Source organism: Bacillus sp. (in: firmicutes) (assembly GCA_012842745.1).
Classification (GTDB): Bacteria; Bacillota; Bacilli; order Bacillales; family Bacillaceae_J; genus Schinkia.
Map to the genome: position 1 here is coordinate 15,483 of DUSF01000018.1, position 26,273 is coordinate 41,755.

The window sequence follows — 26,273 nt, forward strand, 5'->3', positions numbered from 1 at the left end:
CAAGAAAGTAGGAAACTAACGAAAAAACTGTGATATATATCACAGCTTAACTTGTTACAATAATGTAAAAAGGATAATAAGATATTGCTCATGATAGCCGCTTGAATTGTATGCATGTGAGGAGGATTGGGATGAATTCACGCAACCAGAATAAGCTTACTTCTTTTTTATTGTTTCATTTGAAAAATGGATTTATCAGCATCATCGTCTCAATCGTAATCGTCCAATCATTAGTTTATATGCTTAATATTGACATTGATTATTTAGGAAAGTTGCCATTATTTTTTTTCGTACTTATTATCATTACTGTTTTTTTTGTTGTTATTTTTTTGCAAGAAAGAAATATTCGCTCACAACAGGAACAGCTGCTTGCTGTTATTAAAAATAGTACACAAAGTCTATTAATCCTTGATCAAGATAAAAAGATTATTAGTTTGAATGAAGCAGGAAGAGTACTTCTTGGACTGCAACATAATGAACAAAAAAATTTTTGTGCAATGTGTGCTAATTATCCTGGTGCTAATAAAATTTGTGATGTGACAAAGTGTTTTTTGGCGAATGATGAGGAAAATCCAGTAGAGTTATATATAAAAAATCCACAAAAGGGATTGATCCCTGTAGTGGCCACAACCTCCTATTACACAACTCCAGAAAAGGAAAAAGGAACAGTTATTACGTTACAGCAGATTGGCGAAAAGCGGAAAGAGGAGCATAAGCAAATTCAAAAAATAATTACTCATTCCATTTTTCAAGCTCAAGAAAAAGAACGAAAATTAATCTCTAGGGAGTTGCACGATGGGATTGGTCAATCATTATTTGGGATTCTTATTCAAGCGGATATTATTAAATCTGTTCCTAAAAATAAAGAGGAAATGGAAACCCATCTTGACAAATTACAGCTTATGATTAAGCAAACAATTGAAGATGTTCGGAATTTATCATCGGTTTTGCGGCCTTCTACTCTTGATGATCATGGGCTCATTACAACGTTAAAAAATTTCATCCGCGATTTAGGCAACCAATTTGGAATGCAAATTAATATAACATATAAAGGAAGCAATGAACGTCTTCCATCAACGGTTGAAACGGCATTGTATAGAATTGCCCAGGAAGCTTTAATTAACGCAGTAAAGTATTCAAGTGCGGAGCGGATTGACATTGTTCTCGATGTTGATAAGAATGCTAATCAAATCTCATTAACGATCACGGACTTTGGGAAAGGATTTGAACTGAATCCTTCGACGCGGCAAGGTGTTGGAATTTATAGTATGGAAGAAAGAACTTCCATGCTTGGTGGCGTGTTTTCTATTGTCTCTGAGATTGGCAGAGGAACGCAAGTTCAAGTGATAATTCCTATTGCATAAGGTGGTAAAGATGAATAATAAAATTCGAATTTTTTTAGTGGATGACCATGCTGTTGTGCGGGAAGGCCTCTACTTGCTTTTAAATGCGCAAACGGACATGATTGTTATTGGAGAAGCAGCGGAAGGAAATGAAGCAATAATAAAAATTCCGCATACAAAACCAGATGTAGTGATTATGGATTTAAGTATGCCAAACGGGAGGGATGGTTTGCCGACAACGAGTGAAATCACCCAAAACTTTCCGGATATAAAGGTTCTTATTCTATCTATGCATGATGATCAAGATTCGCTGTTTCGGGCATTAAAAGCCGGGGCATCTGGATTCTTGTTGAAATCCTCGTTAGGACAAGAGCTTGTAACAGCTATCAGGCAAGTGTATTCAGGGCAGGCATACCTCTATCCGGGCGCTCAGAAAAAAGTCATTGAACATGTATTCTTTGATACAGGAGATGAGTACAACGATTCGTTCGATCTCCTTTCGGAGAGGGAAAAAGAAATCTTAAGTCTAGTGGCCAAAGGCTATACAAATAAAGAAACAGGAGAGCTCCTAAATATTAGTCCCAGAACAGTTGAAACACATAAATCAAAAATAATGGAGAAGCTTCAACTTACAACAAGAAGGGACCTTGTGCAGTTTGCATTAAAAAGAGGCCTACTTGAGAATTAGGTGAGGAAGATGATAAATCAAAAATATAGTTTAAAAGAAATATTAAATTCAAAGCTTCAATCACTCGTTACAGAACTTAATGCTGATTTTTCAGCGATTGCCTTTTATGACCCTATTAATCTTGAGTTTCGTTGGCGTCTTGCCGTAGGCTCACTAAATAACCGCTATACTAGTATTGTTGTCAGAAGCGGGAAAGGGATAGCTGGACGAACGTTAAAAACAAAGCGAGAATTTATCATTACGAATTTTCCAGAGGAGCTACAAGATGAGGCTCTTGAGTTTCCGATTTTCATTATTGAAGAACTAAAATCGGCGGTAGCAGTACCGTTACTTATCCAATCACAGATGATAGGTGTGCTTCTCATCGGTCAAAGAACATCTAGAAAGTTTGATGCTTCTGATGTTGCATCAATAAAGGACGCTGCAGCAGAAATACTGTTACATTATATTCAAGAGCGTGAAGCAGAACAAATCCATCCAGAAGAAAACAAAGAAATTGAAAAATCCGCGCTTTACCGTTATTTTGTTAATGAGAAAACACAAAGGGGTAATAAATTTGAGGTTATCCTATTAGATCAAAGAATTACACTATTGTCAGATGAAATTCAACAAGATTTGATTTCCATTTTTAAATTTCTTTTTGGGTGTGTAGCCAGCGTAGCTGATGATTCCAAAATTAAAGTTATTATTGAGCGAAAATCCGATCAGCAAGTTGCTATGCAAATTGATACAAGTGCAAGCTTGAAGATTTCTGAAGAGGCCTTCTCCGGTCTTGCTGATAAAGTAAGAAAATTAAATGGTAGTATTGAAATTGCTGTTGACAATGAAAGAACAGTATTAACAATGAATTTTTTCCTAAACTTGTTAGTAAGTAATCAATTATGGGATAACTCCCTTCTTTAATAGACCTATTCAAATTGCTGAATAGGTCTATTTTTATACTGATGAAACAAATATTGCCGACAAATTGTGACTATTACCGACCAATTGTGAACAAATGGTTAACACTCTGTTAAAAATATGTATTTTCCCATACTTCAACTACGGTATTTCCCTGATAGGAGACGATTGTCGAATCTTATACAATGAAGTCAGAAATTAAGAAAGGGTGAAACGGAATGGGGAGTGTAAGAAAAATAAATCCAGGAGAACCTGCGTACGTGGAGTCTAAAGGCAAAGGGCGAATAAAGCGTTGGGACCCGGAAGATAGCGGATTTTGGGAATCTGAAGGAAAACGTCATGCGAATCGTAATTTGTGGATATCAGTACCAGCTCTCTTTTTAGCATTTGTTGTTTGGCAAATTTGGTCAGTAGTTGCAGTAAAACTGAATGATGTTGGTTTTAGTTTTTCATCAAGCGAACTTTTTACATTAGCAGCATTACCAGGGTTAGTTGGAGCAACATTACGGATTTTCTTTACATTTATGCCTGGTGTCGTTGGTGGAAGAAACTGGACTGTTATTAGTACAACCTTACTATTACTACCAGCCATAGGTATTGGAATTGCCGTTCAAAACCCTGCAACATCTTTTACAACAATGGTCATTTTAGCAGCTCTTTGCGGTATTGGTGGGGGGAATTTCTCGTCATCAATGGCAAATATCAGCTTCTTTTTTCCAAAAAAATTAAAAGGTTCAGCAAATGGTATTAATGCAGGAATTGGAAACCTAGGTGTAAGTGCCGTTCAATTTTTAACTCCGATTGTCATTACAACAGGGGCTTTTGCCGGAATCATTGGTTCTGGGCAATTAATGAAGAACGGAACTGAAGTTTGGATTCAAAACGCAGCATTTATTTGGGTTATTCCGATTGTACTTGTAGCAATTATTGCGCTTTTTGGAATGGATAATCTTCCGAATGCAAAGCAATCATTTAAAGAACAATCAATTATTTTCAAAAACAAGCATACATGGATTATGTCATGGCTTTATACAATGTGTTTTGGTTCTTTTATCGGCTATGCCGCAGCTTTTCCGTTATTAATTAAATCTGAGTTTCCGGAAGTGAACGCACTTCAATTAGCATTTCTTGGTCCGCTTGTCGGTGCATCTGTAAGGCCGATTGGTGGTTGGATTGCCGATAAGATTGGCGGGGCAATCGTAACATTTTGGGATATTATCATCATGATTGCGGCAACAGTTGGTGTTATTTACTTTTTAAATCAAAATAATTTCACTGGATTTTTAATTATGTTTATTGTTCTTTTCTTCACAACAGGAATTGCCAATGGTTCAACATTCCGGATGATTCCGATTATTTTCGAGCCAAAGCAAGCGGCACCGGTTCTTGGTTTTACAGGCGCGATTGCAGCTTATGGGGCATTTTTAATTCCGAAGGTTTTCGGTTGGTCCATTTCTAGCACAGGCGCTGCTAACTTAGCACTTTACTTATTTATTGGCTATTACGTCATTAGTCTTATGATTTGTTGGTACTACTATTCTCGCAAAAATGCTGAGGTTAAATGCTAACTAAATAGAAGTGTCTGACGCCAAATTGGTAAGGAGTGAAGAAGGATGGTTAGTAAACAAGGGTTTCTGAAAAGTGGGCATATGCCTACACTATTATCATCATTTCTATACTTTGATATTAGTTTCATGATTTGGGTAATGGTTGGTGCCACATCGACATTTATTGTTCAAGATTTCGGCTTGTCACCCGCAGAAAAAGGGTTAATGGTTGGGATTCCCGTTTTGGGTGGATCCCTACTGCGTATCCCAATGGGTTTACTCGCAGACCGTTTTGGCGGGAAACGGATGGGAATTATCGGCATGCTCTTAACAATGATTCCACTTCTATGGGGTTGGTTGTATGGTAACTCATTAACTGAAGTTCAAGCATTTGGATTTTTGTTAGGAATAGCTGGAGCAAGCTTCTCTGTAGCTTTGCCGCTTGCAAGCCGCTGGTATCCTCCAGAGCATCAAGGGTTAGCAATGGGAATTGCAGGTGCAGGTAATAGTGGAACGGTTTTAGCAACATTGTTTGCACCGCGAATTGCAGAAAACTTTGGTTGGCATGCCGTATTCGGATTTGCGCTCATTCCTTTATTAGTAGCATTTATCGTTTTTGTCATCTTTGCTAAAGATAGTCCATATGCGGCAAAACCACAAAAAATCTCTGAGTATTTAGCAATTGTCAAACTAAAAGAAACATGGATTTTTAGTTTCTTTTATAGTTTATCATTCGGTGGTTTTGTTGGCTTAACAAGTTATCTTTCTATCTTTTTTGTTGACCAATATGGAATTAGTAAAGTTACGGCTGGTGATTTCGTAACAATTGTTGTTTTTGCTGGAAGCTTTGTCAGACCGATTGGTGGTTTTATTGCAGATAGGATTAGTGGTATGAATTTGTTATCGAAATTGTACCTTTCGGCTGCGATTGTGCTTAGTCTTGTGGGACTCCTTCCATCTTTATATATAGCACTGACATTCTTTATTATGGCTATGCTTATTTTTGGAATAGCAAACGGTGCGTTGTTCCAAGTGATCCCAACGAGGTTTCCTAAGGAGGTAGGCTTATTTACAGGTTTTGTTGGAGCAGCTGGTGGTCTTGGAGGCTTCTTTTTACCAAATATATTAGGGACGTTTAAAGGAATGACAGGATCTTATTCTTTCGGCTTTTGGTGGATTGGCGCTACTTATGTAGCAGCATTTATCTTGGTTGTTTGGTTACAAAAGTCGTGGAAAAGGAAGGAAGAGACAGAGTCAGTTTCGTCTACTGTTAGGGCCATTTCGAATTAAGAAAGAGAGGAAAAGGGGGATTAAAATGGGGAAAAAGAGTAATTTCTTCAAAAAACTTCGTTACTTTAAACCGATTGAAACGTTATCAGATGGGTGGAGTCAACTTTCTGAAGGAAATCGCGAGTGGGAAAAACTTTACCGTCAGCGTTGGCAGCATGATAAGGTTGTTCGGACAACCCATGGTGTGAACTGTACAGGCTCTTGTAGTTGGAAAGTATTTGTAAAAGATGGGATTATTACTTGGGAAAATCAACAAACCGATTACCCAAGCTGTGGACCAGATATGCCAGAGTTTGAACCAAGAGGTTGTCCTCGTGGAGCAAGTTTTTCATGGTATGTATATAGCCCGCTTCGTGTGAAATATCCGTATGTTCGCGGTGCGCTCTTGAAGTTATACCGTGAGGCGCTAAAAGCAGAAGGCGACCCTGTAAAAGCTTGGACAAGCATTGTTGAGAACCCGGAAAAAGCAAAGGCGTATAAAGCAGCTCGTGGCAAAGGTGGTTTTGTTCGTGCATCAAGGGAAGAAGTTAATGAATTAATTTCCGCATCGCTCATTTACACGACAAAAAAATTCGGTCCTGACCGAGTTGCTGGCTTTACACCGATTCCTGCGATGTCAATGGTTAGTTATGCTGCCGGATCACGCTTTTTGTCAATGCTTGGCGCACCGATGTTAAGTTTTTATGACTGGTATGCAGATTTACCTCCTGCTTCACCACAAATATGGGGCGAGCAAACGGATGTTCCAGAAAGTAGTGATTGGTACAATTCAACTTACATTATGATGTGGGGTTCCAATGTTCCAATGACGCGAACACCTGATGCGCATTTTATGACAGAAGTGCGCTATAAAGGAACAAAGGTTGTTACTGTCAGCCCTGATTATGCGGAAAATGTGAAATTTGCCGATGATTGGTTAGCAGTTAACCCTGGTGAAGATGCCGCGTTAGCACAAGCGATGACACATGTTATTTTGAAAGAATTTTATGTTGATCAACAAACAGAATATTTTTATGAATATGCGAAGAAATATACGGACTTACCATACTTGATTACGCTTAAACAAAGTGGCAATAGCTTCGTTTCAGACCGTTTTCTAACAGCAAGTGATTTAGGAATGCCAGTTACAAATGCAGAGTGGAAAACAGCCGTTATTGATAAAGAGACGAAGAAAATTATGATTCCAAATGGAAGTATTGGACACCGTTGGGGTAATAAAGGGCAGTGGAATCTTAAGCAGGAGGATGAACAAGGAAATGCATTCGAACCTGAATTAACAGTCCTTGGCCAAGAAGATTACATCATTGAAATTAGGCTGCCGTATTTTGATAATACAAAAACAGGGACAGTCTCACGCTTTGTACCTGTAAAACAAGTAACGAATGCAGCGGGAGAAAAAATCTTTGTTACAACCGTATTTGATATTATGCTTGCACATTATGGGGTAAGCCGCGACGGACTTCAGAATGGAGCAACTTCTTACGATGATGACAAGCCATATACTCCTGCATGGCAAGAAAAATATACAGGAATTGATAGAAAGCTAGTGACGAAAATTGCGAGGGAGTTTGCCCAAAATGCGGTTGATAGTCAAGGGCGCTCGATGATTATCATGGGGGCTGGCATCAACCATTGGTTTAATGGCGATACGATTTACCGAAGCATCTTAAACCTTGTACTGTTAACAGGTTCGCAAGGCGTTAATGGTGGCGGCTGGGCCCATTATGTTGGTCAAGAAAAATGCCGTGTTCCTGAAGGTTGGGGAACAATTGCCTTTGGCCGTGATTGGTCATTACCACCACGTTTACAAAATGCAACATCATTCTATTACTTTGCAACAGACCAATGGCGTTATGAAGAAACAAAGTTAAATGAACTTGCTTCACCACTTATCGGGAAAGCAAGATATGAGCATTCAGGAGATTATAATGTGCTTGCGGCCCGTTTAGGCTGGCTGCCATCTTATCCGCAATTTAATCGGAATTCAATTGAATTGTTTGAAGATGCGAAGAAAGCTGGGGCAACGACACCGGAAGAAGCAGTTAAATATGCGGTCAATGAATTGAAAACAGGGAAGATGGAGTTTGCAATTGAGGATCCAGATAATCCAGTTAACTTCCCAAGAAACTTATTTGTTTGGCGTTCTAATTTAATTTCGAGTTCAGGAAAAGGGCATGAATATTTCTTGAAGCATCTTCTTGGTACATCGAACGGTGTACTTGGGGAAGAAAACACGGCAATGAAACCAGAAGAAATTAAATGGCGTGAAGAAGGTGCGGAAGGAAAGCTTGACCTACTTGTGAGCATAGATTTCCGGATGGCAGGAAATGCAATGTATTCAGATATTGTTTTGCCAGCGGCAACTTGGTATGAAAAGCATGATATAAGTAGTACGGATATGCATCCATTTGTTCATCCGTTTAATCCAGCGATTAATCCGCCATGGGAAGCGCAATCGGATTGGGATACATTTAAAGGCATTGCGAAGGCATTTTCAAATATGGCCGAAGAGCATTTTACAGGACCTGTTAAGGACCTTGTGACAATGCCGCTCTTACACGATTCACAAGATGAAATTGCCCAACCATTTGGTAAAGTAGTTGATTGGAAAAAAGGCGAAACAGAGCCTGTGCCAGGTCTTACAATGCCAAAAATGACGTTTGTAGAGCGTGATTATACAAAGCTTTATGAAAAATTTATTGGTCTTGGCCCATTAGTACAGAAAAATCCTGTTGGTGCCCATGGTATTTCTTTCTCAGTTGCTGAGGAATATGAGCAATTAAAAGAAATGAATGGAATTATTACAAATGAAGGTATTTCGAAAGGAATGCCAAGTATTGAAACAGGACGACAAGCTGCAGAAGCAATGATGACTCTATCAAGTGCGACAAACGGAAAGGTTGCGATGAGAGCATGGGAAGCTGAAGAAGCGAAAACTGGTCTTGCTTTAAAAGATATTGCTGAGGATCAAGCTGCTGTTCATCAAACATTCCATGATATTACTGTGCAGCCACGTAAAGTTATTCCAACACCAGTATTTACAGGTGCGAATAAAGGTGAACGACGTTATTCACCATTTACAATTAATATTGAAAGATTAGTTCCATTTAGAACATTAACAGGGCGACAACACTTCTTTCTTGACCATGAAATCATGACAGAATACGGGGAAAATTTACCAATCTATAAGCCAACATTGCCAGAAATGGTTTTTGCGGATCGCGATCAAGCACCAACTAAAGAGAAAAATGAAATCACGCTTCGCTATTTAACACCACATGGAAAATGGAATATTCATAGCACATATCAAGATAATTTAATGATGCTCACCCTTTTCCGTGGTGGACCGAATGTTTGGATGAGTGAAAAGGATGCTGAAAAAGCAGGGATTAAAGATAATGACTGGGTTGAAGTTTACAACCGCAATGGTGTTGTTGCTGCAAGGGCAGTTACAAGTCATAAAATGCCAGAAGGTACGCTCTTTATGTATCATGCGCAAGACAAGCATATTAACACTCCAGGTACAAATATAACAGGTGAACGAGGCGGTACACATAATAGTCCGACGAAAATTCATGTGAAGCCAACCCAACTTATCGGTGGCTATGCGCAGCTTAGCTATGGTTTTAACTACTATGGTCCAATCGGGAATCAACGTGATATTTATGTTTCTGTACGGAAGATGAAGGAGGTGGCTTGGCTTGAAGATTAAAGCGCAAGTAGGAATGGTAATGAATTTAGATAAATGTATAGGCTGTCATACATGTAGTGTGACATGTAAAAATACATGGACGAACCGTCCAGGTGCAGAATATATGTGGTTTAACAATGTTGAAACAAAACCGGGTGTTGGCTACCCGGTTGAATGGGAAAACCAAGAGAAGCATAAAGGTGGTTGGGTATTAAAAAATGGTCAACTAGAATTAAAGTCTGGTAGTAAGCTAAATAAACTAGCGTTGGGGAAAATTTTCCACAATCCAGATTTACCAACAATGGATGAATATTATGAGCCATGGTCTTATAACTACGAAAAGTTAACAAACAGTCCACAAAGTAAGCATCAACCAGTTGCAAGGCCAAAGTCACTAGTGACTGGAGAAACAATGGATTTGAAATGGGGGCCGAACTGGGAAGATGATTTAGCTGGTGTCCATATAACAGGTTTAAAAGATCCAAATATGATTCAAATGGAAGAAGATATAAAATTAGAATTTGAGCAAGCGTTTATGATGTATTTGCCGCGGATTTGTGAGCATTGCTTAAATCCAGGCTGCGTTGCCTCTTGTCCTTCAGGAGCGATTTACAAACGCGATGAAGATGGAATTGTTCTTGTTGACCAAGAAGCGTGCCGTGGTTGGCGACATTGTATGACAAGCTGTCCTTATAAAAAGGTTTATTTCAACTGGGAGACACAAAAAGCGGAGAAATGTACATTTTGCTTCCCAAGAATTGAAGCCGGATTGCCAACTGTTTGCTCTGAAACATGTACAGGCCGCCTTCGTTATATCGGCATTCTTTTATATGATGCAGATAGAGTGAAGGAAGTTGCCTCTACTCCAAATGAAAAGGATTTATATGAGGCGCAACTAGGTTTATTCTTAGACCCATCTGATCCGAAAGTAATTGAGCAGGCTAGAAAAGATGGCATTTCAGAAGATTGGTTAGAAGCAGCACGTAAATCGCCGATTTACAAAATGGCGGTAAAATATAAAATTGCTTTACCGCTTCATCCAGAATATCGGACATTGCCAATGGTTTGGTATGTACCACCACTTAGCCCATTTACTTCAAAAATTGAAGGGAAAAATTCGAAATTTAACGGTACGTTTGAAGAGATGTTCCCAGCAATTAGTCAAATGAGAATTCCATTGGAGTATTTGGCGAATTTATTAACTGCAGGCGACACTGAAGTCATTAAGAGTGTTTTGAAGAAAATGGTTATCATGCGCCAATATATGCGTGAAAAAACATTAGGAAAACAGCCAGATGCTAATCTTTTAAACGAAGTAGATATGGCACCAGAAGTTATTGAGGAAATGTATCGCCTTCTTTCCATTGCTAAGTATGAGGATCGATTTGTTATTCCGACGGCTCATAAAGAGGAATTTGAAAACTTGTATGAGAAACAAGGGTCAACAGGCTATAGCTATGACTGTAGTACATGCGAAGTAGGTGGATATGATGGAACAAACGACCAATTCCATTTCCTCAAATATTGAGAAAGAGATAAGGGAATCATTGAAAATGATTTCCTACCTCTTCCAATATCCTGATAAACGATGGCTACAATGGGGGGAGCTCGTTGAGACCGTTCAGCAATTTAATAATCCATATGTGGAAAAGTCGCTGACTTCTTTTCTTGAGGCGATTGGCAAGCTCTCTTTAGATGATTTAGAGCAACATTATGTTAATTTATTTGACTTTAATGCTGATTGCTCGCTTTCATTAAGCTACTTAAAAGCTGGTGAACAACGCGAGCGCGGACAAATTTTACTAGAATTGAAGTCAACGTATAGAGAATATGGATTTGAAATGACAGATGAGGAGCTTTCCGATTATTTGCCAGTTGTATTAGAGTTCGCAGCAGTTGCCCCTTTACAAATTTCAGCAAATTTAATGAAAAGTGTGCGAAAGCCGATTGAAACATTAAAAAGCGAATTGGAAAGATTGAATAGTCCATATGTATTTTTAACAGAGGCCTGTCTAGCTGGGACAGAAGCGCTTGAAAATTTTATTTTAATGGGGGGGAATGGGTAGCATGCAACAATTCTTATGGGTTATATTCCCTTATTTAATGGTTACTATTTTTGTCGTTGGCCATTTTTACCGCTACAATTCCGATCAATTAGCTTGGACAGCGAAATCTAGTGAATTTTTAGAGAAAAAAAGTTTAAAATGGGGTAGCATGCTGTTCCACGTTGGGGTTATGATGGTTTTTGCAGGCCATGTTGTTGGTCTTTTGATTCCGAATACGATGATGGAAAGTATGGGAGTTAGTGAGTCATTGTATCATGCTGGTGCAGTCTATGGTGGAGGTCTGGCTGGGATTATTACACTAGTCGGAATTTTAATTCTATTAAATCGCCGTTTTACGAACAAGCGGGTGCGTAGTACGAGTGATAGTAGTGATTTTGTAACGATTATATTGATTTTTCTAATCGTAGCAGTTGGAATGTACAATACAGTCATTGGCAACTCGCTAAACCCACATTTTGACTACCGTGAAACAATTAGTCCGTGGTTTAGAGGTTTAATTACTTTCACTCCAGACCCATTCTTAATGAGTGAAGTGCCGCTCGGTTTTCAGCTGCATGTTTTGCTTTCATTTGCTCTCATTGGAATTTGGCCATTTACACGTCTTGTCCATGTGTGGAGCGTGCCGCTTAACTATTTTAAAAGAAGCTATATTCTATATCGTAGAAGAGCAAGCTAGTAGAAGCAGGGGAGATTTCCCTTGCTTCTTTTTGTCGATTATTTCAAATTGACAGCGCTACAAAAAATGATATATTAAAAGAGTATTACTTTAATACTAAAAAGCGTTTAATCAAAAGAGAACTTTTGAATATGAAGAATAAAAAATATATAAAAATAACAAGGTGTGAACAGCATGAAAGACAAACATCAAGATTTGCAAAGAGGATTGAAGCCAAGGCATGTACAGTTTATTGCTCTAGCAGGGATGATAGGAACGGGAATATTTAAGGGAAGCTCCGATACTTTAAATATGGCTGGGCCCAGTGTTGTCGTTTCCTATATCATTGGTGGGCTTTTACTATTTATTGTAATGGCTGCTTTAGGTGAGATGGCTACAGTTTACCCAAATTTAAATGTCCAGCATCTTATTAATAAAGCGTTTGGGTTTCAGACTTCCTTTATTGTTGGCTGGCTTTATTGGCTTAACTGGATTATCGTAACAGTTGTGGAATTACTAGCTGCAGGAAGCTTTTTGAAATTTTGGTTTACGGATACGCCGTTATGGTTGTTAAGTATTCTTTGTGGGGCCTTTATTGTTAGTATCAATTTATTTCAAGTTAAGCATTATGGGGAAATGGAGTTTTGGTTTGCGAGTATTAAAATCATTACTTTAGTTGCGTTTATTGTCCTAGGGGCATTGATTTTATTTAATATTGTACCTCACGGCACGAATGTCTCTATTTCAAATTTAACAGCAAATGGTGGTTTTTTTCCTAACGGAATGAGCGGTATGCTTGGAGCCTTTTTAGTTGTAATGTTTTCCTATGGAGGCGCAGAATTGATTGGTGTAGCTGTTACTGAGACGAAAGATAGTGAGAAAGTGATCCCGAAAATTATTAAAAGCACTGTAGTGCGTGTCATGCTTTTTTATGTCTTGCCAATCCTTATTATTTGCGGAATCATCCCTTGGAACGAAGTGACTGCAGCAGACAGTCCTTTTGTACAAGTATTTAGCCTCACAGGGTTACCGGGGGCTGCCAATGTTATGAATTTCGTACTTTTAACAGCTGTTCTTTCTGCAGCCAATTCCGGCATATATGCAACGTCAAGAACATTGTTTACGATGTCGCAAAACGGTGAAGCTCCGAAATTATTTTTAAAAATAACGAAAAAAGGAATTCCGCTAAATGGTATCCTTTTAACAACAACATTTATAATAGTTGGCGTGTTTCTAGCTTATTTAACACCAGACCAAGTTATTAGCTACTTGATGACCATACCAGGATTTACTGTTTTATTAATTTGGGCTAGCATTGCTTGTGCCCAATTGAAGCTCCGCCCACAATATGTGGAAAAACTGAAGGGCTTTCGTGTCATACTATATCCGTACACAACTATAGTTGCAATTGTGTCATTAATGTGCATCTTTGTTACGTTTATTTTTAATAAACAAAATATTATTGGTACCGCTGTTTGTTTACTAACAGTTGCTGTGCTTATTATTGTTTCTTTTATAGTGAAAAAGGACAAGGCTAAAACGGCGGTTGTTAGTACAAAGGCCGTGGCGATGCGTGATGAGCAGGCTATCTAGCTCATCGCCGAAATTCATTTGCAAGCACGACAGGATTTCGGCATGTCATTGCCTCGGACATGATACACACGCCTTTGGCGCCTGTCATTTTAATATCAGTTACTTTATCTTTTGTTATGCCACCAATTGCGAATACTGGAATTGGAACCAAATCGCATATTTTTTTAAGAAAGGGAAGCCCTCGTGGAGGGACTCCCTTTTTGCAATCTGTTGAAAAGACGTGCCCGGCAATTAAGTAGGTAGCTCCCAACTTAAAAGCCTCTTCTGCTTCAGCAACCGAATGGACGGAGGCCCCAACCACAATAAATGGCCGCAGTTCAGATTTATATTTTCTTAGATTATCCATTGAAAAATGAATATTGGGTAGCTCTAACTTTTCCGCAACGGAAAAGTTTTGGTTAATTATTAGCGGAACATGATGCGCACGACAGAGTTCTTTCACTTTTATAGCCAAGGCTTCATATTCTGATAAGTCTAAGTCTTTTTCTCTTAGCATGATTGCAGAAGGTTTACCCTTTGCTAAATGATTAATCCTCTGGAAAAAGTCATCTCTACATAGCTTACGACTTGTAACATAAATAAGCATCGTCTATCTCCTAGCACTCTAATGTAAGTTCGCCTAAACTCTAACATAATCCGTATATACAGGCTGCAGCCCTTTCTTAACAATTGTTTGATGAACTTCCTCTACAGTCCGTTCATCGGAAATTTCAAATTGTTCGTCGCCCTTTTGTTCCTCGTTGTGGCCGCCCACGCCGACACTAACGCCTGCTGACATTTTGGTAGCAACTAATCCAATGACGTTATCTCGGAATCCAGCTCGTTCCCTTGTGGAAATCGTAATGCCAGCGTAAGGCATGAACAAGCGATAGGCAAGCATGACTTGTAAAAGCTGTTTTTCATACACATCTTTCGGGTTGTTGTCTGCATTGTTTTTATAAGGTCGTAACCGCGGAACAGAGAAACTAATTTCTGCATACGGATATTTTTGCTGAATCAAATGGGCATGTAACCCAGCGGCAAAGGCATCTTTGCGAAAGTCATCGAGCCCAAGCAATGCCCCAAAAGAAACGCCGCGCATTCCGCCTAACAAAGCTCGCTCTTGGGCATGAAAACGGTATGGAAAAATCCGTTTTGAACCCCATAAATGAACTTCTGCATATTTATTAGGATTGTATGTTTCTTGATAGACCGACACGAAATCTGCACCACAACTACGCAAAAATGCATATTCATCTGTATTTAATGGATAGATTTCAATTCCAACTGTTGAAAAATACTTCGTCGCGAGTGTAACAGTTTCGCCAATATACTCAACATCAGATTTATAACGGGATTCCCCTGTGAGCAAGAGAATCTCTTCCAACCCAGTCGCAGCAATTGCTTTAAGCTCAGCTTCTGCATCCGTTTTGGAAAGTGTTGCCCGTTGAATTTTATTTGTTGCTTTAAAGCCGCAATAAACACATTCATTTTCACAATAATTAGCAATATATAAGGGAGTAAATAAGGAAATAGCATTCCCAAAATGCTTTCTCGTCTCTAATTTAGCCTTTTTCGCCATTTCTTCTAAATAAGGTAAGGCAGCAGGAGAAAGGATTGCTGCGTAATCATCGATAGAAAGATGGTCCTTATTTAAAGCCTTTTCCACATGATAACTGGAAAACACTTCATGATCATAGTTATCTACCGCTCTTAATACTTTCTCCATCAAGTCTGACTCAATGGCTTCCATGCCAGGCATATATTGCATATGGTCTACTCTTTTAATTGCCATGTTAATCCTCCAAAAATCCAGTCAAAGGGCTGGAAGCTTCTCCTTCAAAGTCTAATACACGGCCTAAGCCGGCAAGGTAAGCGGCCCGTCCTGCTTCAATTGCTAGTTTGAAGGCTTTCGCCATTAAAGCCACATCACTAGCGGTAGCAACTGCCGTATTACACATAATGGCATCAACGCCCATTTCCATTGCTTCACATGCTTGGGAAGGGCGGCCGATACCAGCATCGACAATAATCGGAAGATTAATTTCATCAACTAACATTTGGATAAAATGCTTTGTACAAAGCCCCTTGTTGCTCCCAATTGGTGCTCCTAAAGGCATAACTGCGGCTGCACCGGCATTGACTAATGATCTTGCCACGTATAAATCTGGATACATATACGGCATGACGATGAAGCCTTCTTTTGCTAACATTTCAGTCGCTTTCATTGTTTCATAGTTATCAGGCAGCAAATATTTAGAGTCAGAAATGACCTCTAATTTGACAAAATCGCCGCAGCCAAGCTCTCTTGCGAGCCTAGCGATTCTGACTGCTTCCTCGGCATTTCGCGCCCCTGAAGTATTTGGCAGCAAGGTAATTTCTTTCGGAATATAATGCAAAATATTTTCCTCACCACCTGTATTGGCACGTCTTAATGCCAAAGTCACCATTTCCGCTTCCCCATGCTCTATAACCGCTCGCATAATTTCTAACGAAAATTTCCCAGAGCCTAATATAAACCTTGATCCAAACTCATGTCCACCGATAATTAATTTATCATTCATTTTGCAAAAACCTCTCCCTATCAATTTTTTAATCGCACACACCCTAAACCTTAAAGTGAACGACAATCAACCCCCGCCAACAAATGTCACAACCTCAAGCACATCTTCATCATGAAGCAGAACATCTTTATAATTATCTTTTGGAACAATTTCTCCATTACGTTCAACGACGATTAAGCCGATATCGAAGTTTTTCTCAGTTAAAAAATCAAATAAATTTTTCTCTTTTTCAAATTCTATGAAATTGCCATTTACCTTCACTTTTTTCATCCTTTCTAAAGATTTTCACAAAAAAAGCACAAAATGGCCCTTACACCCTTTCGGTGGTGCTCCCCATTTTGTGCTTCACTTTATTTTTTAAATTACTTAAAATATACACAAGTGTCATACAGTTGTCAAGAGGCTACCGACAGCCGTCATGCGTTGCCCGTGAAAATGTAATGTAATGATTGAGCTTTGAAAAGTGCATAATATTTCTAAACACTTTGTTGGAGATGTAAAAAATGGCGTTAAATAAAACGTATATAGAACTTGAGAATATAAGAGTTTATTGTGAATATTCCTTAAATAATAAGCCACCGCTTATGTTAATTCACGGTGTTGCTGCTACAATTTATACATTTAATGCACTTATGCCATTATTAAAGGATCATTTTTCAATCGTAGCTGTTGATTTGCCTGGTTTCGGTCGAAGCGAGAAGTCATCCTCTTTTGTATATTCATTTGAAAATTACGCTAAGGTTGTTCAAAGTTTTATCGAGTATTTTCAATTAAAAGATGTAACTATTGTAGGACACTCCATGGGTGGTCAAATCGCCTTATATACAGCGAAATTATTCCCAGAAAAAATAAACAAATTAGTATTGTTGGCGAGTTCTGGTTATTTAAAGCCAGCTAACAAAGCGCTCATTTACTGTACTTATCTCCCTTTTTTTAAATATTTTATAAAAAGGGAGGTCCTTAAAAAAGAGGTAAAGGATGTGTTAAAAAATGTATTTTATAATCCTTCTCTTATCACGAATCGGCATATTGAGGAATTCGGAAACCCGCTTAAGGAAGAAGGATTTTATACATCGCTAATGAGGTTATTAAGGCATCGTGAAGGGGACTTATCAAGTGGGGAGCTACAAAATATTTACATCCCAACTTTATTACTTTGGGGTGAAGAAGATAAAGTCGTTCCTGTCGAAGTAGGACATAGATTAGCAAAAGACTTGCCTAACGCAAAGCTCCTAACATACGAAAAGACGGGGCATTTAATTTCAGAAGAAAAACCGAAAGAGGTGTTTAAAGAAGTCTTATCGTTTATATTTGAAAGAGGCTGAACTCGTCGCTAAAGTTAGCCTCTTTTTTTCGCTGATAGTATTGCTTTTCGAGTATATGGAAAATATTCTGCATCTGAATATTGTACATGGCCGACAATAATGTCATTAATAATAAAGGAAAAGAATTCTGTTAGTTTAAGCTCCCCGTTTTGAAACGCCTTCTTAAATTGAAAAACCTTATCTAGTAAAGTGGTATGAATTTCAGCATGTTTTTCATAGTCTGGGTACCCAATCTCTAACAAGATCTGCTCTTCATCACGAAAATGGTTAATGATATCATTTAAAATTATATCGACTTGATGGATGATTTTTTCCTTTTCTATGTTTGAGAGAGATAAATAAATGAGAGTATTCGCTTTTTCTACTAGTTCGCGATGTTCTACATCAATCTCCGGATTCCCACTTTCCCACTCCTTCTTCCATTCAATTTTCATAGGAGCGTTTAGTAGTCGTTCTTGTTCCTCAGAACAATGAACGCGATTTCTGCCGCATTCCTTGGCACGGTACATTGCTTTATCAGTCCGTTTATACCAACTATAATATGTTTCAGATTCTATTCTTTCGGCAACACCAAAACTAGCTGTTAAGTGACCGATAATTGGATATTTATATTTTTCCATTGTTTGACGGATATTCTCAGCTATAGTATAAGCTTCCTCAATACTCTTGTCTGGCATGATGATGACAAATTCTTCGCCGCCAAGCCGTACTAGAAAATCAGGGTCAGAGATTAAACTATTCGCTAAACTAGCTGTCTGCTTCAATACCTCATCCCCAACAGGATGGCCCCAAATATCATTTACTCGCTTAAAACGGTCTAAATCGAAAATAACCATGGAAAGAGGCTGATTCTCACGGTCGGCACGATTCATTTCATTTTCAATGCACCGATCTAGAAAATGGCGGTTGTAAAGGCCTGTTAATTCATCCCTAATTGCAAGATCGTTTAAAATTTTATTTTTTCGCTCTAATATTTTCGTTAGCTCTGTAAGGCTCTGATTATTTTTGTATAATTCCGTTACATCGTGATAGATACAACCAAAAATTTCACGACATAAAGGGAATATTTGTATCCGTATCCGTTTTTGAAGTGATGGGTGATAGATATCTAGCTGTACAGGTGTAGGATTTACGATAAAATCTTGAAAAAGTTTTCCCCATTGATCTTCTCCTTCTAAACTATGTGGAAACACTTCATCGTGTGTTTTATTTATTAAATCAGCACCTTTAATGTTCATCAAATTCTCAAAAGCCCTATTGATTAATAAAAATTTGTAATCATACGGTACTCCATAATCATCAAATCGAATCTTATGACATGAATACGCAATAGGAGACTTATTAAAGAATTCTTTAAAACAAAGCTCTTCCATTCTTCACACCCATTTCATACTGTTCATTCTATAATTTAATTATATGCTATAATTTATTGTCAAGAAAGTGAGTTTGTAGCAGATTTAAGAATTCTGCTAAAATAGAGTGAGCCGCTTATTATAAAAATGGAATGGTGAACAAGCCTTGAAAAAATTTAAAAAAGTCTATGTAGAAATTACGAGCGTATGTAATCTTGCTTGCAGTTTTTGCCCGCCAACAAAACGTACGGCTAATTTTATTAAACTTGAAGCATTTAATCATATACTTGAACAAATTAAAGCGCATACAAAATACATTTACCTTCATGTCAAAGGAGAACCCCTTCTTCATCCACGCATCGATGAATTGTTAGATGCCAGTCATAATAAAGGCTTTAAGGTGAATATAACGACAAACGGAACACTCATAAATAAAAACTGGGATAAACTTTTAGGAAAGCCAGCGCTTCGCCAAATGAATTTTTCTCTTCATAGTTTTGATGGAAATGAGGGGGCAGTAAACAGGGAGGAATATTTGGTTTCTATTCTTGCGTTTGCTCGAAAAGCAGCTGAAGCGGGTGTGATTATCTCGTTTCGATTATGGAATTTACAACGGGAAAACATAACGAATATTGAAAGGCGAAGAAACCGTGAAACTTTAGAAATGATTGAAAAGGAGTTTAACCTTGAATATAAAATTGAGGAAAAAGTCGTGCCAGGTAGCGGTCTTAAGATTGCAGAGCGAATTTATCTTAATCAGGACTATGAATTTCAATGGCCTAGTCTAGATGCACAAGAAGATGATGGCAAAGGATTTTGTCATGCGCTGCGCACGCAAGCAGCTATACTTGTTGACGGTACAGTTGTTCCTTGTTGTCTTGATGGGGAAGGGGTTATTTATTTAGGGAATATCTATAAAACTCCTTTCTCAGAAATAGTAGAAGGAGAAAGAGCGAATAAACTTTACGATGGTTTTTCGAGAAGAGAGGCTGTTGAGGAAATGTGTAGAAAATGCGGATATAGAAAAAAATTTGAGACAGTAGGGAGGGAACTCATATGATAGTGAAAAAAATAACAGTAGAAAAGCTAGTTAAAAGGTTTTCTTTAACAGTATTAGCTGGTGGCGACCAGTTGCAAAAAACAATATCACAACCAAGGGTACATCGTCCTGGATTGGAATTTGTTGGACACTTCGATTTTTTCCCAACTGAGAGAGTGCAAATTTTGGGGAAAAAGGAAATTAATTATTTACTAAAGTTAAGTGAAGATGAACGGAAAATCCGTTTTGGGAATATTGTTAGTTACCATCCCCCATGTTTTATTGTGACGGCTGGGGAAGAAGGACTTACACATTTGAAAAATCATTGTATAGAAAAAAAAATTCCTTTACTACTTACGAACAAACCCGAAAAAACTTCAGAATTTATTATAAAAATTGATGCTTTTATGGTAAAAGAGTTAGCTCCAGAAATGACTGTTCATGGTGTTTGTATGAATGTATTTGGAATTGGCATTCTTATTCGTGGTAATTCAGGTGTTGGGAAAAGTGAGACGGCTCACACGTTAATTGGCCGGGGGCACCGCCTAGTGGCTGATGATGTTGTTGTTTTAAAAAAGCTTAGTTCCCAAACACTTCTTGGCACACATGATGTAAAAACAAAGGAATTCTTGGCTCTCAGGAGCCTTGGGTTATTAAATGTAGTGCGCATGTATGGGCGCAAGGCTTTTCAGGATGAAACAAGAATTGCCCTTGATATTCACTTGACCAAATGGCAGAAGGATGCTTTGAACAATGAGTTGGAACAAGAGCTTGAGTATGTTGAGTATATGGGCATTAAAATCCCTTCAATCGAAATTCAACTTCAACCAGGACGTGATGTAGCAGGGTTGATTGAGGCAGCTGCAAATAACTGGTATTTAAGGCAGCAAGGATACAGTGCTGCAGAGGAATTTCTGAGCAGACTTGAAGGTGATTTTTCGGAATCAAAAATGCCTTGAAAATTTTAAAAAACTAGTGGCAATCTGTTTCATACTGTTATATAATTATAAATAATAAACTTAATTGTTATATAACAAAGGAAAATATCCAATAAAACTTTAAAAAATGGTGAAAGGGAGTTAAACGGATATGACAAAAATAGATGCGATTGCCCGGAGAATTTTAGGTTGGAAGTTAAATAGATGGGATCGATGGTATGATCATGAGAATCGCCTGTTCATCCATGATTCTGAGTTCCAGCCAGAACATAATCTTGACCATGCGATGATTATCGTTGAAAAGATGAAAAAGTTCGGATTTACTTATGAAACAAACGGAGTATCGGAAGCAGCATTCAATGATGCAAAAGGAACTGGCGAAACATTGGCTCAAGCGATTACGAATGCAGCTTATTCAATTATTGAGAGAAACTCTGTAACAGATAGCAGCAAAATGTGGCGGACTTTATGCTAGAAAAAAGGAAACGCAAGGGCGGTTTAAACCGTTCCTGCGTTTCCTTTTTAAGTTTCTACAGTTTCTACAAACATTTTACAGAAATCACACCAATTATTAATAATAATATATTTACTGTCAATCGAAATAAGTCCTTGTTCTCTCAGCTTTGAAACGATGCGGCTTACGCTTTCACGTGTAGAGCCTATTGTGTTAGCTAGGTCCTGAATTGTTATTGGAAGTTCAATTTTTAAACCGCAGTTCGTCTTACTTCCGAAATCACGTGCGAGCCGTTCGATTGTTTTGACAGTTTTACTGTAAACGTCTAAAAGCGCAATATCTTGTAATATGGTAGTGAAAGAACGAAGTTGTCCACCCATAAAACGAATCATTTCGATTGAAAGCTCAGGATTACATGCGATAAATTCCTCCAAATCAGAGGATAATATATAAAGGACTTCGCTATCCATTAATGTTTGTGCTGCCCCAGGGTAACAGCAGTCTGGTTCACTAAACAAGGAGGCTTCTGCAAAAATGTTTCCTGGTCGTTTTATGCAAACAATTAATTCTCTTCCTTGAGCGTTAGTTTTTTTAATTTTGATGCCACCATTTTTTACAAAAAAAGTCGCCTTAGCTTCATCTGATTCATGAAAAATAAAATCCCCTTTTTTATATGTGGCCGTTTTAACCTTTGTACTTAAAGAGCCTATTAAATGGTCAGGTAAGTCCTTAAAAAAAGGAATGCTTTTTAAAAACGCTACATGCATACAATTGGACCTCCTTTAAGTTAATAAGAATCATAAACACACTTTGTAATTGTTTTCATTATATATTAAAATGTGATAAATATCATACTTTTCAGCATTATTTTAAATGTTATTGTCGAAAAAATATCTTCATGGAGGTATGAAGCACGATCATAATCCGATGCTTCAAAAAAGCTAATGGAAAATCTATTTGTTTTTTGGCGGAAATTGAATAATGAAAATAAGAAAGTGGCAGTCCTACTTCAATTGTTTCTTATTGCTCTATTAGCGACATTAGCCAGCGAAATTCGTTTAGTGCCCTTTGAAGGAGAAACGTTTCGTTTTGGGTTAGGGGGTGTTGCTTTTTTTTTACTAATTTTGATTTGGCCTCCTGCTTCACTTATTTGGACTGGTATTGTTACAGGCGTCACAGTCGTTGGTTTTCGCTTATTTCTTGACTTTTCCCTCTATGAAATCCATATTTCTACAAGTTTTATTAATCATTGCTCCGCTTTTTTATTTTATTTACTCTATGCTCTTGGACTACATATAATTAAAGTTGAAAAATATAAAACATATCCTTTTATTTTAGGTGCTTGGGCATCTCTTTTTGAATTTATAGGGAATAGTGCAGAACAGTTGCTTAGGCATTTATTATTGCATCAAGCATTTTTGGGATTTACAGAATGGACAATCATTATTGGAGTTGCTTTGCTCCGAAGTTACTTTGTTGTTGGCTTATATGCATCTATAACGGTTTCGGAGCATAAGAAACGGATGCAGGAGATAGTAAAGGTAGGCTCAGAATTATATGGTGAAACCCTTTATTTACAAAAATCGATGAACCATATTGAAAAAATCACAGCAGAAAGCCACGATCTTTATCGAAAGTTAAGAAAGACAGAATCCCATGAGTTGAGTGTACAAGCGTTGCTTATCGCCCAAGAAATTCATGAGGTGAAGAAAGATTCGCAGCGAATTTTATCGGGGCTTTTGAAAATAGCTGAACAAAAAATAGAAACTATTTTTTTTCTTTCAGATGTGCTCAATCTTGTTGTTCATGCAAATGAAAACTATAGTGAACTTTTAAAGAAAAAAATTATAATTCATCGAACGATTACGATTGATTATGAAACGGAGCAGCAAATCCCGCTTCTTGCGTTATTAAATAATCTTGTAGCAAACGCAGTAGAAGCGATTGATTTAAAAGGGGAAATTTATATTGAAATAAAGCAGGATTCAGCCAATACTAGTTTTATAATTGAGGATTCTGGTAAAGGCATTCGAAAAAAAGATTTACCAATTATTTTTGAAGCTGGCTATACAACAAAATTTAATGAAGAAGGAGTTGCTGCTACAGGAATTGGTTTATCCCATGTACAAGAGATTGTCCAGATGCTAAAAGGAAATATTGAAATTGACACAATGGAAATGGGAACTGTTTTTCGAATTTGTATACCAACTGAAATGTTACGAAAGAGAGTTGAGTAGAGCTGCGCTATTATATTATAGATGATGATAAGGCTAGTAGAACGATGTTGAAAAACATAATTATAGATGGTGAACTTGGCGTCGTCATTGGTGAGGCTGAAAGTGGCGTCAAAAGTCTTAAGCCGATTAAAGCGATGCACCCCGACATTGTATTGATTGATTTTTTAATGCCCGAATTGGACGGAATCGAAACGATTGAACAGTTGAAAAAGGAAGGTTTTCAAGGTCAATTTATTATGATTTCTCAAGTCGTGAATAAAGAGATGGTGGCAGAAGCTTATGAAAAAGGGGTGGAGTTTTTCATCCATAAGCCTATTAACAGCGTTGAAGTTAAGAGCATATTGGGTAAGGTTTCTGAACAACTGCGATTAAGAAACTCTTTACTAACGATTCAAGAATCACTAACAAATATTGGCTTGGACAAAAGTAAAAAGCTAAGAACAGTGAGAGAAATTGTCCTTTCTATTTTAAGTGATATGGGAATTTCTGGTGAGACAGGAAGTGACGATATTGTTTCCATTATTGAATTCTTAATGAATCAGGATGATAGTAGCGTTCAATTGCCTCCTCTAAAAGATTTGTATGAAGCAATTGCAATGAAAATGAAATCTGAACATGCGGATATAGTAAAGGAAAGTAAAGCAATGGAACAGCGTATTCGGAGAACTATTCTTGCGGCAATTCATAATTTAGCTTCAATCGGGGTCATTGACTATACGAATGCAGAGTTTGAGTATTATGCCCCGCGTTATTTTGACCTAAAAGAGGTAAGAAAACAGATGATAAATATTGAAGAAGGAAAGTTCGAGCAAGTAAAAGTGAAAATTAACATTCGTAAATTCGTACAAGTGCTGTATCTTGAAACAATGAAAAAACTTAATCAAGAATAATATTTATGCTAAAAGTACAAAATATTTTAAAAAAAGTATAAAAAAATTTAAAATACTGAAATGAATTTAATGTCGGATTTTGTCGGATTAAATAGGTTACCCTTAAAATAAACGTATAAGCTAATTCTAAAAAGTTGGAAACGTTTTCTATATAAAAAAGGGGTGACTTGTCAATGAAGAAAAAATTTAAATTTCCTTTAGCTTATCAAATTCTTGTTGGTTTAGTCTTGGGTATTATCGTAGGCGCGGTTTTTTACGGGAATCCTGCGGTCGAAACTTATTTACAACCATTAGGTACCATTTTTCTTAATATGATCAAAATGATTGTTGTGCCAATCATTGTTTCTACGTTAATTATTGGTGTTGCAGGTACTGGAGATATTAAGCAATTAGGTAAGCTTGGTGGGAAAACTCTTATTTATTTTGAAATCGTGACAACGCTTGCAATTATCGTCGGGATATTGGTAACTAATATATTTAAACCTGGTGTAGGCATTGACATGTCCTCACTTGCTAAAACTGATATTGGTAAGTATGTTGAAACTACTGAGCAAGTCCAACATGGCCATGGATTTTTTGACATTATTATTAATATTGTACCAACGAATTTTGTTCAAGCAATGGCAAATGGGAATATGCTTTCGATTATCTTTTTTTCCGTACTATTCGGACTAGGGGTTGCAGCGGTTGGTGAAAAAGGGAAACCAGTGCTAGCCTTTTTTGAAGGTGTAGCAGATGCGATGTTCTGGGTGACGAATCTAATTATGAAGTTTGCTCCATTTGGTGTATTCGGATTAATAGGAGTTACCGTTTCGAAATTCGGATTAGCATCATTAGTTCCACTTGGTAAGCTAATGCTCCTTGTTTATGCAGCGATGATTTTCTTTATCATTGTCGTATTAGGTGGTATTGCAAAGTTAGTAGGTATTAATATTTTCCATATTATGAAGGTATTAAAGGAAGAACTAATTTTGGCTTATTCAACATCCAGCTCTGAAACCGTATTGCCGAAAATAATCGATAAAATGGAGAAGTTTGGTGCTCCAAGGGATATTGTTTCTTTTGTTGTCCCAACAGGCTATTCCTTTAACTTGGATGGGTCTACATTATACCAAGCGATTGCGGCCATTTTTATCGCGCAAATGTATGGCATTAATTTAAGTATTACCGAACAAATTACATTAGTTTTAGTATTAATGGTAACATCGAAAGGTATTGCAGGTGTACCAGGGGTTTCCTTTGTTGTTTTATTAGCAACCTTGGGAACAGTTGGTATTCCGCTTGAAGGTCTAGCCTTTATCGCTGGAATTGATAGACTTCTTGACATGGCTCGTACAGTTGTAAATGTAATGGGAAATTCATTGGCGACAGTTGTCATGGCTAAGTGGGAAGGTCGATTTGACTATTTGAAAAAAGAGAAGTACATTGCATCCTTAAAGAAAGCAGCTTAATACTAGGTAAGTATAGGATCTTGAAATATTTACAGTGGTGCTATATAAATATAGTATAATTAAATAACAACTTCGCTATTAAACAGTGAGGTAGAGGCGTGATAATTAGCAGTCTTTTGTCTAGGACTGTCGCAATAAACTTTTCCAGTTTATTGCGGTGTGCTATCTCATTTGGGAAATGGGGAGAAATTTGGGCTAGTACTACGACCTGGGTTTATCTCGGGTTGTTTTTTTGTTATTGCAGTATTTTATTTGATAGAGTGTATTTGTT

At 37.6% G+C, this 26,273-nt stretch carries 23 protein-coding genes; 17 read left to right on the top strand and 6 right to left on the bottom strand.

Annotated elements, in window-relative coordinates; all coding sequences use genetic code 11:
• The first annotated feature begins 131 nt into the window (after nt 1–131).
• From GX497_02545 to GX497_02590, 10 genes are all read left to right on the top strand, one after another.
• Nucleotides 132–1,364, top strand: coding sequence for a sensor histidine kinase (locus GX497_02545; protein HHY72107.1), 1,233 nt, complete (start codon nt 132–134; stop codon nt 1,362–1,364).
• A 10-nt stretch (nt 1,365–1,374) separates the two neighbouring features.
• Nucleotides 1,375–2,031, top strand: coding sequence for a response regulator transcription factor (locus tag GX497_02550; GenBank protein ID HHY72108.1), 657 nt, complete (start codon nt 1,375–1,377; stop codon nt 2,029–2,031).
• A gap of 9 nt (nt 2,032–2,040) precedes the next feature.
• Complete coding sequence (locus GX497_02555) at nt 2,041–2,934, top strand: GAF domain-containing protein (protein ID HHY72109.1); 894 nt, start codon at nt 2,041–2,043, stop codon at nt 2,932–2,934.
• Nucleotides 2,935–3,149: 215 nt separating this feature from the next.
• On the top strand, nt 3,150–4,499 hold the full coding sequence (locus GX497_02560; GenBank protein HHY72110.1) for a NarK family nitrate/nitrite MFS transporter: 1,350 nt from the start codon (nt 3,150–3,152) through the stop codon (nt 4,497–4,499).
• A 45-nt stretch (nt 4,500–4,544) separates the two neighbouring features.
• Nucleotides 4,545–5,768 carry a NarK/NasA family nitrate transporter gene (locus GX497_02565; GenBank protein ID HHY72111.1) on the top strand — a complete coding sequence of 408 codons (1,224 nt, stop codon included), beginning with the start codon at nt 4,545–4,547 and terminating at the stop codon, nt 5,766–5,768.
• Nucleotides 5,769–5,793: 25 nt separating this feature from the next.
• Nucleotides 5,794–9,480, top strand: a complete 3,687-nt coding sequence (locus tag GX497_02570; protein ID HHY72112.1) for a nitrate reductase subunit alpha — start codon at nt 5,794–5,796, stop codon at nt 9,478–9,480.
• On the top strand, nt 9,470–10,987 hold the full coding sequence (narH, locus tag GX497_02575) for a nitrate reductase subunit beta (protein ID HHY72113.1): 1,518 nt from the start codon (nt 9,470–9,472) through the stop codon (nt 10,985–10,987). The genes GX497_02570 and narH overlap by 11 nt, the downstream gene beginning before the upstream one ends.
• Nucleotides 10,947–11,525 (top strand): nitrate reductase molybdenum cofactor assembly chaperone, encoded by a 579-nt coding sequence (gene narJ / locus GX497_02580; GenBank protein ID HHY72114.1) that lies wholly within the window; start codon nt 10,947–10,949, stop codon nt 11,523–11,525. Before narH ends, narJ begins: the two co-directional genes overlap by 41 nt.
• On the top strand, nt 11,518–12,201 hold the full coding sequence (gene narI, locus GX497_02585; GenBank protein ID HHY72115.1) for a respiratory nitrate reductase subunit gamma: 684 nt from the start codon (nt 11,518–11,520) through the stop codon (nt 12,199–12,201). The genes narJ and narI overlap by 8 nt, the downstream gene beginning before the upstream one ends.
• A gap of 174 nt (nt 12,202–12,375) precedes the next feature.
• Nucleotides 12,376–13,773, top strand: a complete 1,398-nt coding sequence (locus GX497_02590) for an amino acid permease (GenBank protein ID HHY72116.1) — start codon at nt 12,376–12,378, stop codon at nt 13,771–13,773.
• Between the two features lies 1 nt (nt 13,774).
• Here GX497_02590 and GX497_02595 read toward each other — a convergent pair whose 3' ends face one another.
• From GX497_02595 to thiS, 4 genes are all read right to left on the bottom strand, one after another.
• Nucleotides 13,775–14,359 (bottom strand): thiamine phosphate synthase, encoded by a 585-nt coding sequence (locus tag GX497_02595; protein HHY72117.1) that lies wholly within the window; start codon nt 14,357–14,359, stop codon nt 13,775–13,777.
• A 33-nt stretch (nt 14,360–14,392) separates the two neighbouring features.
• Complete coding sequence (gene thiH, locus GX497_02600) at nt 14,393–15,547, bottom strand: 2-iminoacetate synthase ThiH (GenBank protein ID HHY72118.1); 1,155 nt, start codon at nt 15,545–15,547, stop codon at nt 14,393–14,395.
• A gap of 1 nt (nt 15,548) precedes the next feature.
• Nucleotides 15,549–16,316, bottom strand: a complete 768-nt coding sequence (locus tag GX497_02605) for a thiazole synthase (GenBank protein ID HHY72119.1) — start codon at nt 16,314–16,316, stop codon at nt 15,549–15,551.
• A gap of 66 nt (nt 16,317–16,382) precedes the next feature.
• Nucleotides 16,383–16,586, bottom strand: coding sequence for a sulfur carrier protein ThiS (thiS, locus tag GX497_02610; GenBank protein ID HHY72120.1), 204 nt, complete (start codon nt 16,584–16,586; stop codon nt 16,383–16,385).
• A gap of 233 nt (nt 16,587–16,819) precedes the next feature.
• Between thiS and GX497_02615 the strand changes: the two genes are divergently transcribed.
• Nucleotides 16,820–17,641 carry an alpha/beta hydrolase gene (locus GX497_02615; protein ID HHY72121.1) on the top strand — a complete coding sequence of 274 codons (822 nt, stop codon included), beginning with the start codon at nt 16,820–16,822 and terminating at the stop codon, nt 17,639–17,641.
• A gap of 14 nt (nt 17,642–17,655) precedes the next feature.
• Here GX497_02615 and GX497_02620 read toward each other — a convergent pair whose 3' ends face one another.
• Nucleotides 17,656–19,014 (bottom strand): diguanylate cyclase, encoded by a 1,359-nt coding sequence (locus GX497_02620; protein ID HHY72122.1) that lies wholly within the window; start codon nt 19,012–19,014, stop codon nt 17,656–17,658.
• 145 nt (nt 19,015–19,159) lie between these two features.
• Between GX497_02620 and GX497_02625 the strand changes: the two genes are divergently transcribed.
• The 3 genes from GX497_02625 (at nt 19,160) to GX497_02635 (ending at nt 21,445) form a co-directional block, all read left to right on the top strand.
• Nucleotides 19,160–20,053 (top strand): radical SAM protein, encoded by an 894-nt coding sequence (locus GX497_02625; GenBank protein ID HHY72123.1) that lies wholly within the window; start codon nt 19,160–19,162, stop codon nt 20,051–20,053.
• A gap of 2 nt (nt 20,054–20,055) precedes the next feature.
• Entirely contained in the window at nt 20,056–20,991 is a 936-nt protein-coding gene (locus GX497_02630; protein HHY72124.1) for an HPr kinase/phosphorylase, read from the top strand.
• Nucleotides 20,992–21,121: 130 nt separating this feature from the next.
• Entirely contained in the window at nt 21,122–21,445 is a 324-nt protein-coding gene (locus GX497_02635) for a hypothetical protein (GenBank protein HHY72125.1), read from the top strand.
• A gap of 47 nt (nt 21,446–21,492) precedes the next feature.
• On the opposite strand, the gene GX497_02640 is transcribed toward GX497_02635, so the two are convergent.
• Nucleotides 21,493–22,191, bottom strand: coding sequence for a Crp/Fnr family transcriptional regulator (locus GX497_02640; protein ID HHY72126.1), 699 nt, complete (start codon nt 22,189–22,191; stop codon nt 21,493–21,495).
• Between the two features lie 177 nt (nt 22,192–22,368).
• On the opposite strand from GX497_02640, the gene GX497_02645 reads away from it, so the two are divergent.
• The 3 genes from GX497_02645 (at nt 22,369) to GX497_02655 (ending at nt 26,002) form a co-directional block, all read left to right on the top strand.
• Nucleotides 22,369–23,661, top strand: a complete 1,293-nt coding sequence (locus GX497_02645) for an ATP-binding protein (protein ID HHY72127.1) — start codon at nt 22,369–22,371, stop codon at nt 23,659–23,661.
• A gap of 2 nt (nt 23,662–23,663) precedes the next feature.
• Nucleotides 23,664–24,551, top strand: a complete 888-nt coding sequence (locus GX497_02650) for a response regulator (GenBank protein HHY72128.1) — start codon at nt 23,664–23,666, stop codon at nt 24,549–24,551.
• 173 nt (nt 24,552–24,724) lie between these two features.
• Nucleotides 24,725–26,002, top strand: a complete 1,278-nt coding sequence (locus GX497_02655; GenBank protein HHY72129.1) for a cation:dicarboxylase symporter family transporter — start codon at nt 24,725–24,727, stop codon at nt 26,000–26,002.
• The last annotated feature ends 271 nt before the right edge of the window (nt 26,003–26,273 follow it).

Coding starts and splice junctions, on each gene's coding strand:
- GX497_02545 (HHY72107.1), top strand. CDS start 132: ATGAATTCACGCAACCAGAATAAGCTTACTTCTTTTTTATTGTTTCAT.
- GX497_02550 (HHY72108.1), top strand. CDS start 1,375: ATGAATAATAAAATTCGAATTTTTTTAGTGGATGACCATGCTGTTGTG.
- GX497_02555 (HHY72109.1), top strand. CDS start 2,041: ATGATAAATCAAAAATATAGTTTAAAAGAAATATTAAATTCAAAGCTT.
- GX497_02560 (HHY72110.1), top strand. CDS start 3,150: ATGGGGAGTGTAAGAAAAATAAATCCAGGAGAACCTGCGTACGTGGAG.
- GX497_02565 (HHY72111.1), top strand. CDS start 4,545: ATGGTTAGTAAACAAGGGTTTCTGAAAAGTGGGCATATGCCTACACTA.
- GX497_02570 (HHY72112.1), top strand. CDS start 5,794: ATGGGGAAAAAGAGTAATTTCTTCAAAAAACTTCGTTACTTTAAACCG.
- narJ (HHY72114.1), top strand. CDS start 10,947: ATGATGGAACAAACGACCAATTCCATTTCCTCAAATATTGAGAAAGAG.
- narI (HHY72115.1), top strand. CDS start 11,518: ATGGGTAGCATGCAACAATTCTTATGGGTTATATTCCCTTATTTAATG.
- GX497_02590 (HHY72116.1), top strand. CDS start 12,376: ATGAAAGACAAACATCAAGATTTGCAAAGAGGATTGAAGCCAAGGCAT.
- GX497_02595 (HHY72117.1), bottom strand. CDS start 14,359: ATGCTTATTTATGTTACAAGTCGTAAGCTATGTAGAGATGACTTTTTC.
- thiH (HHY72118.1), bottom strand. CDS start 15,547: ATGGCAATTAAAAGAGTAGACCATATGCAATATATGCCTGGCATGGAA.
- GX497_02605 (HHY72119.1), bottom strand. CDS start 16,316: ATGAATGATAAATTAATTATCGGTGGACATGAGTTTGGATCAAGGTTT.
- thiS (HHY72120.1), bottom strand. CDS start 16,586: ATGAAAAAAGTGAAGGTAAATGGCAATTTCATAGAATTTGAAAAAGAG.
- GX497_02615 (HHY72121.1), top strand. CDS start 16,820: ATGGCGTTAAATAAAACGTATATAGAACTTGAGAATATAAGAGTTTAT.
- GX497_02620 (HHY72122.1), bottom strand. CDS start 19,014: ATGGAAGAGCTTTGTTTTAAAGAATTCTTTAATAAGTCTCCTATTGCG.
- GX497_02635 (HHY72125.1), top strand. CDS start 21,122: ATGACAAAAATAGATGCGATTGCCCGGAGAATTTTAGGTTGGAAGTTA.
- GX497_02640 (HHY72126.1), bottom strand. CDS start 22,191: ATGCATGTAGCGTTTTTAAAAAGCATTCCTTTTTTTAAGGACTTACCT.
- GX497_02645 (HHY72127.1), top strand. CDS start 22,369: ATGGAAAATCTATTTGTTTTTTGGCGGAAATTGAATAATGAAAATAAG.
- GX497_02655 (HHY72129.1), top strand. CDS start 24,725: ATGAAGAAAAAATTTAAATTTCCTTTAGCTTATCAAATTCTTGTTGGT.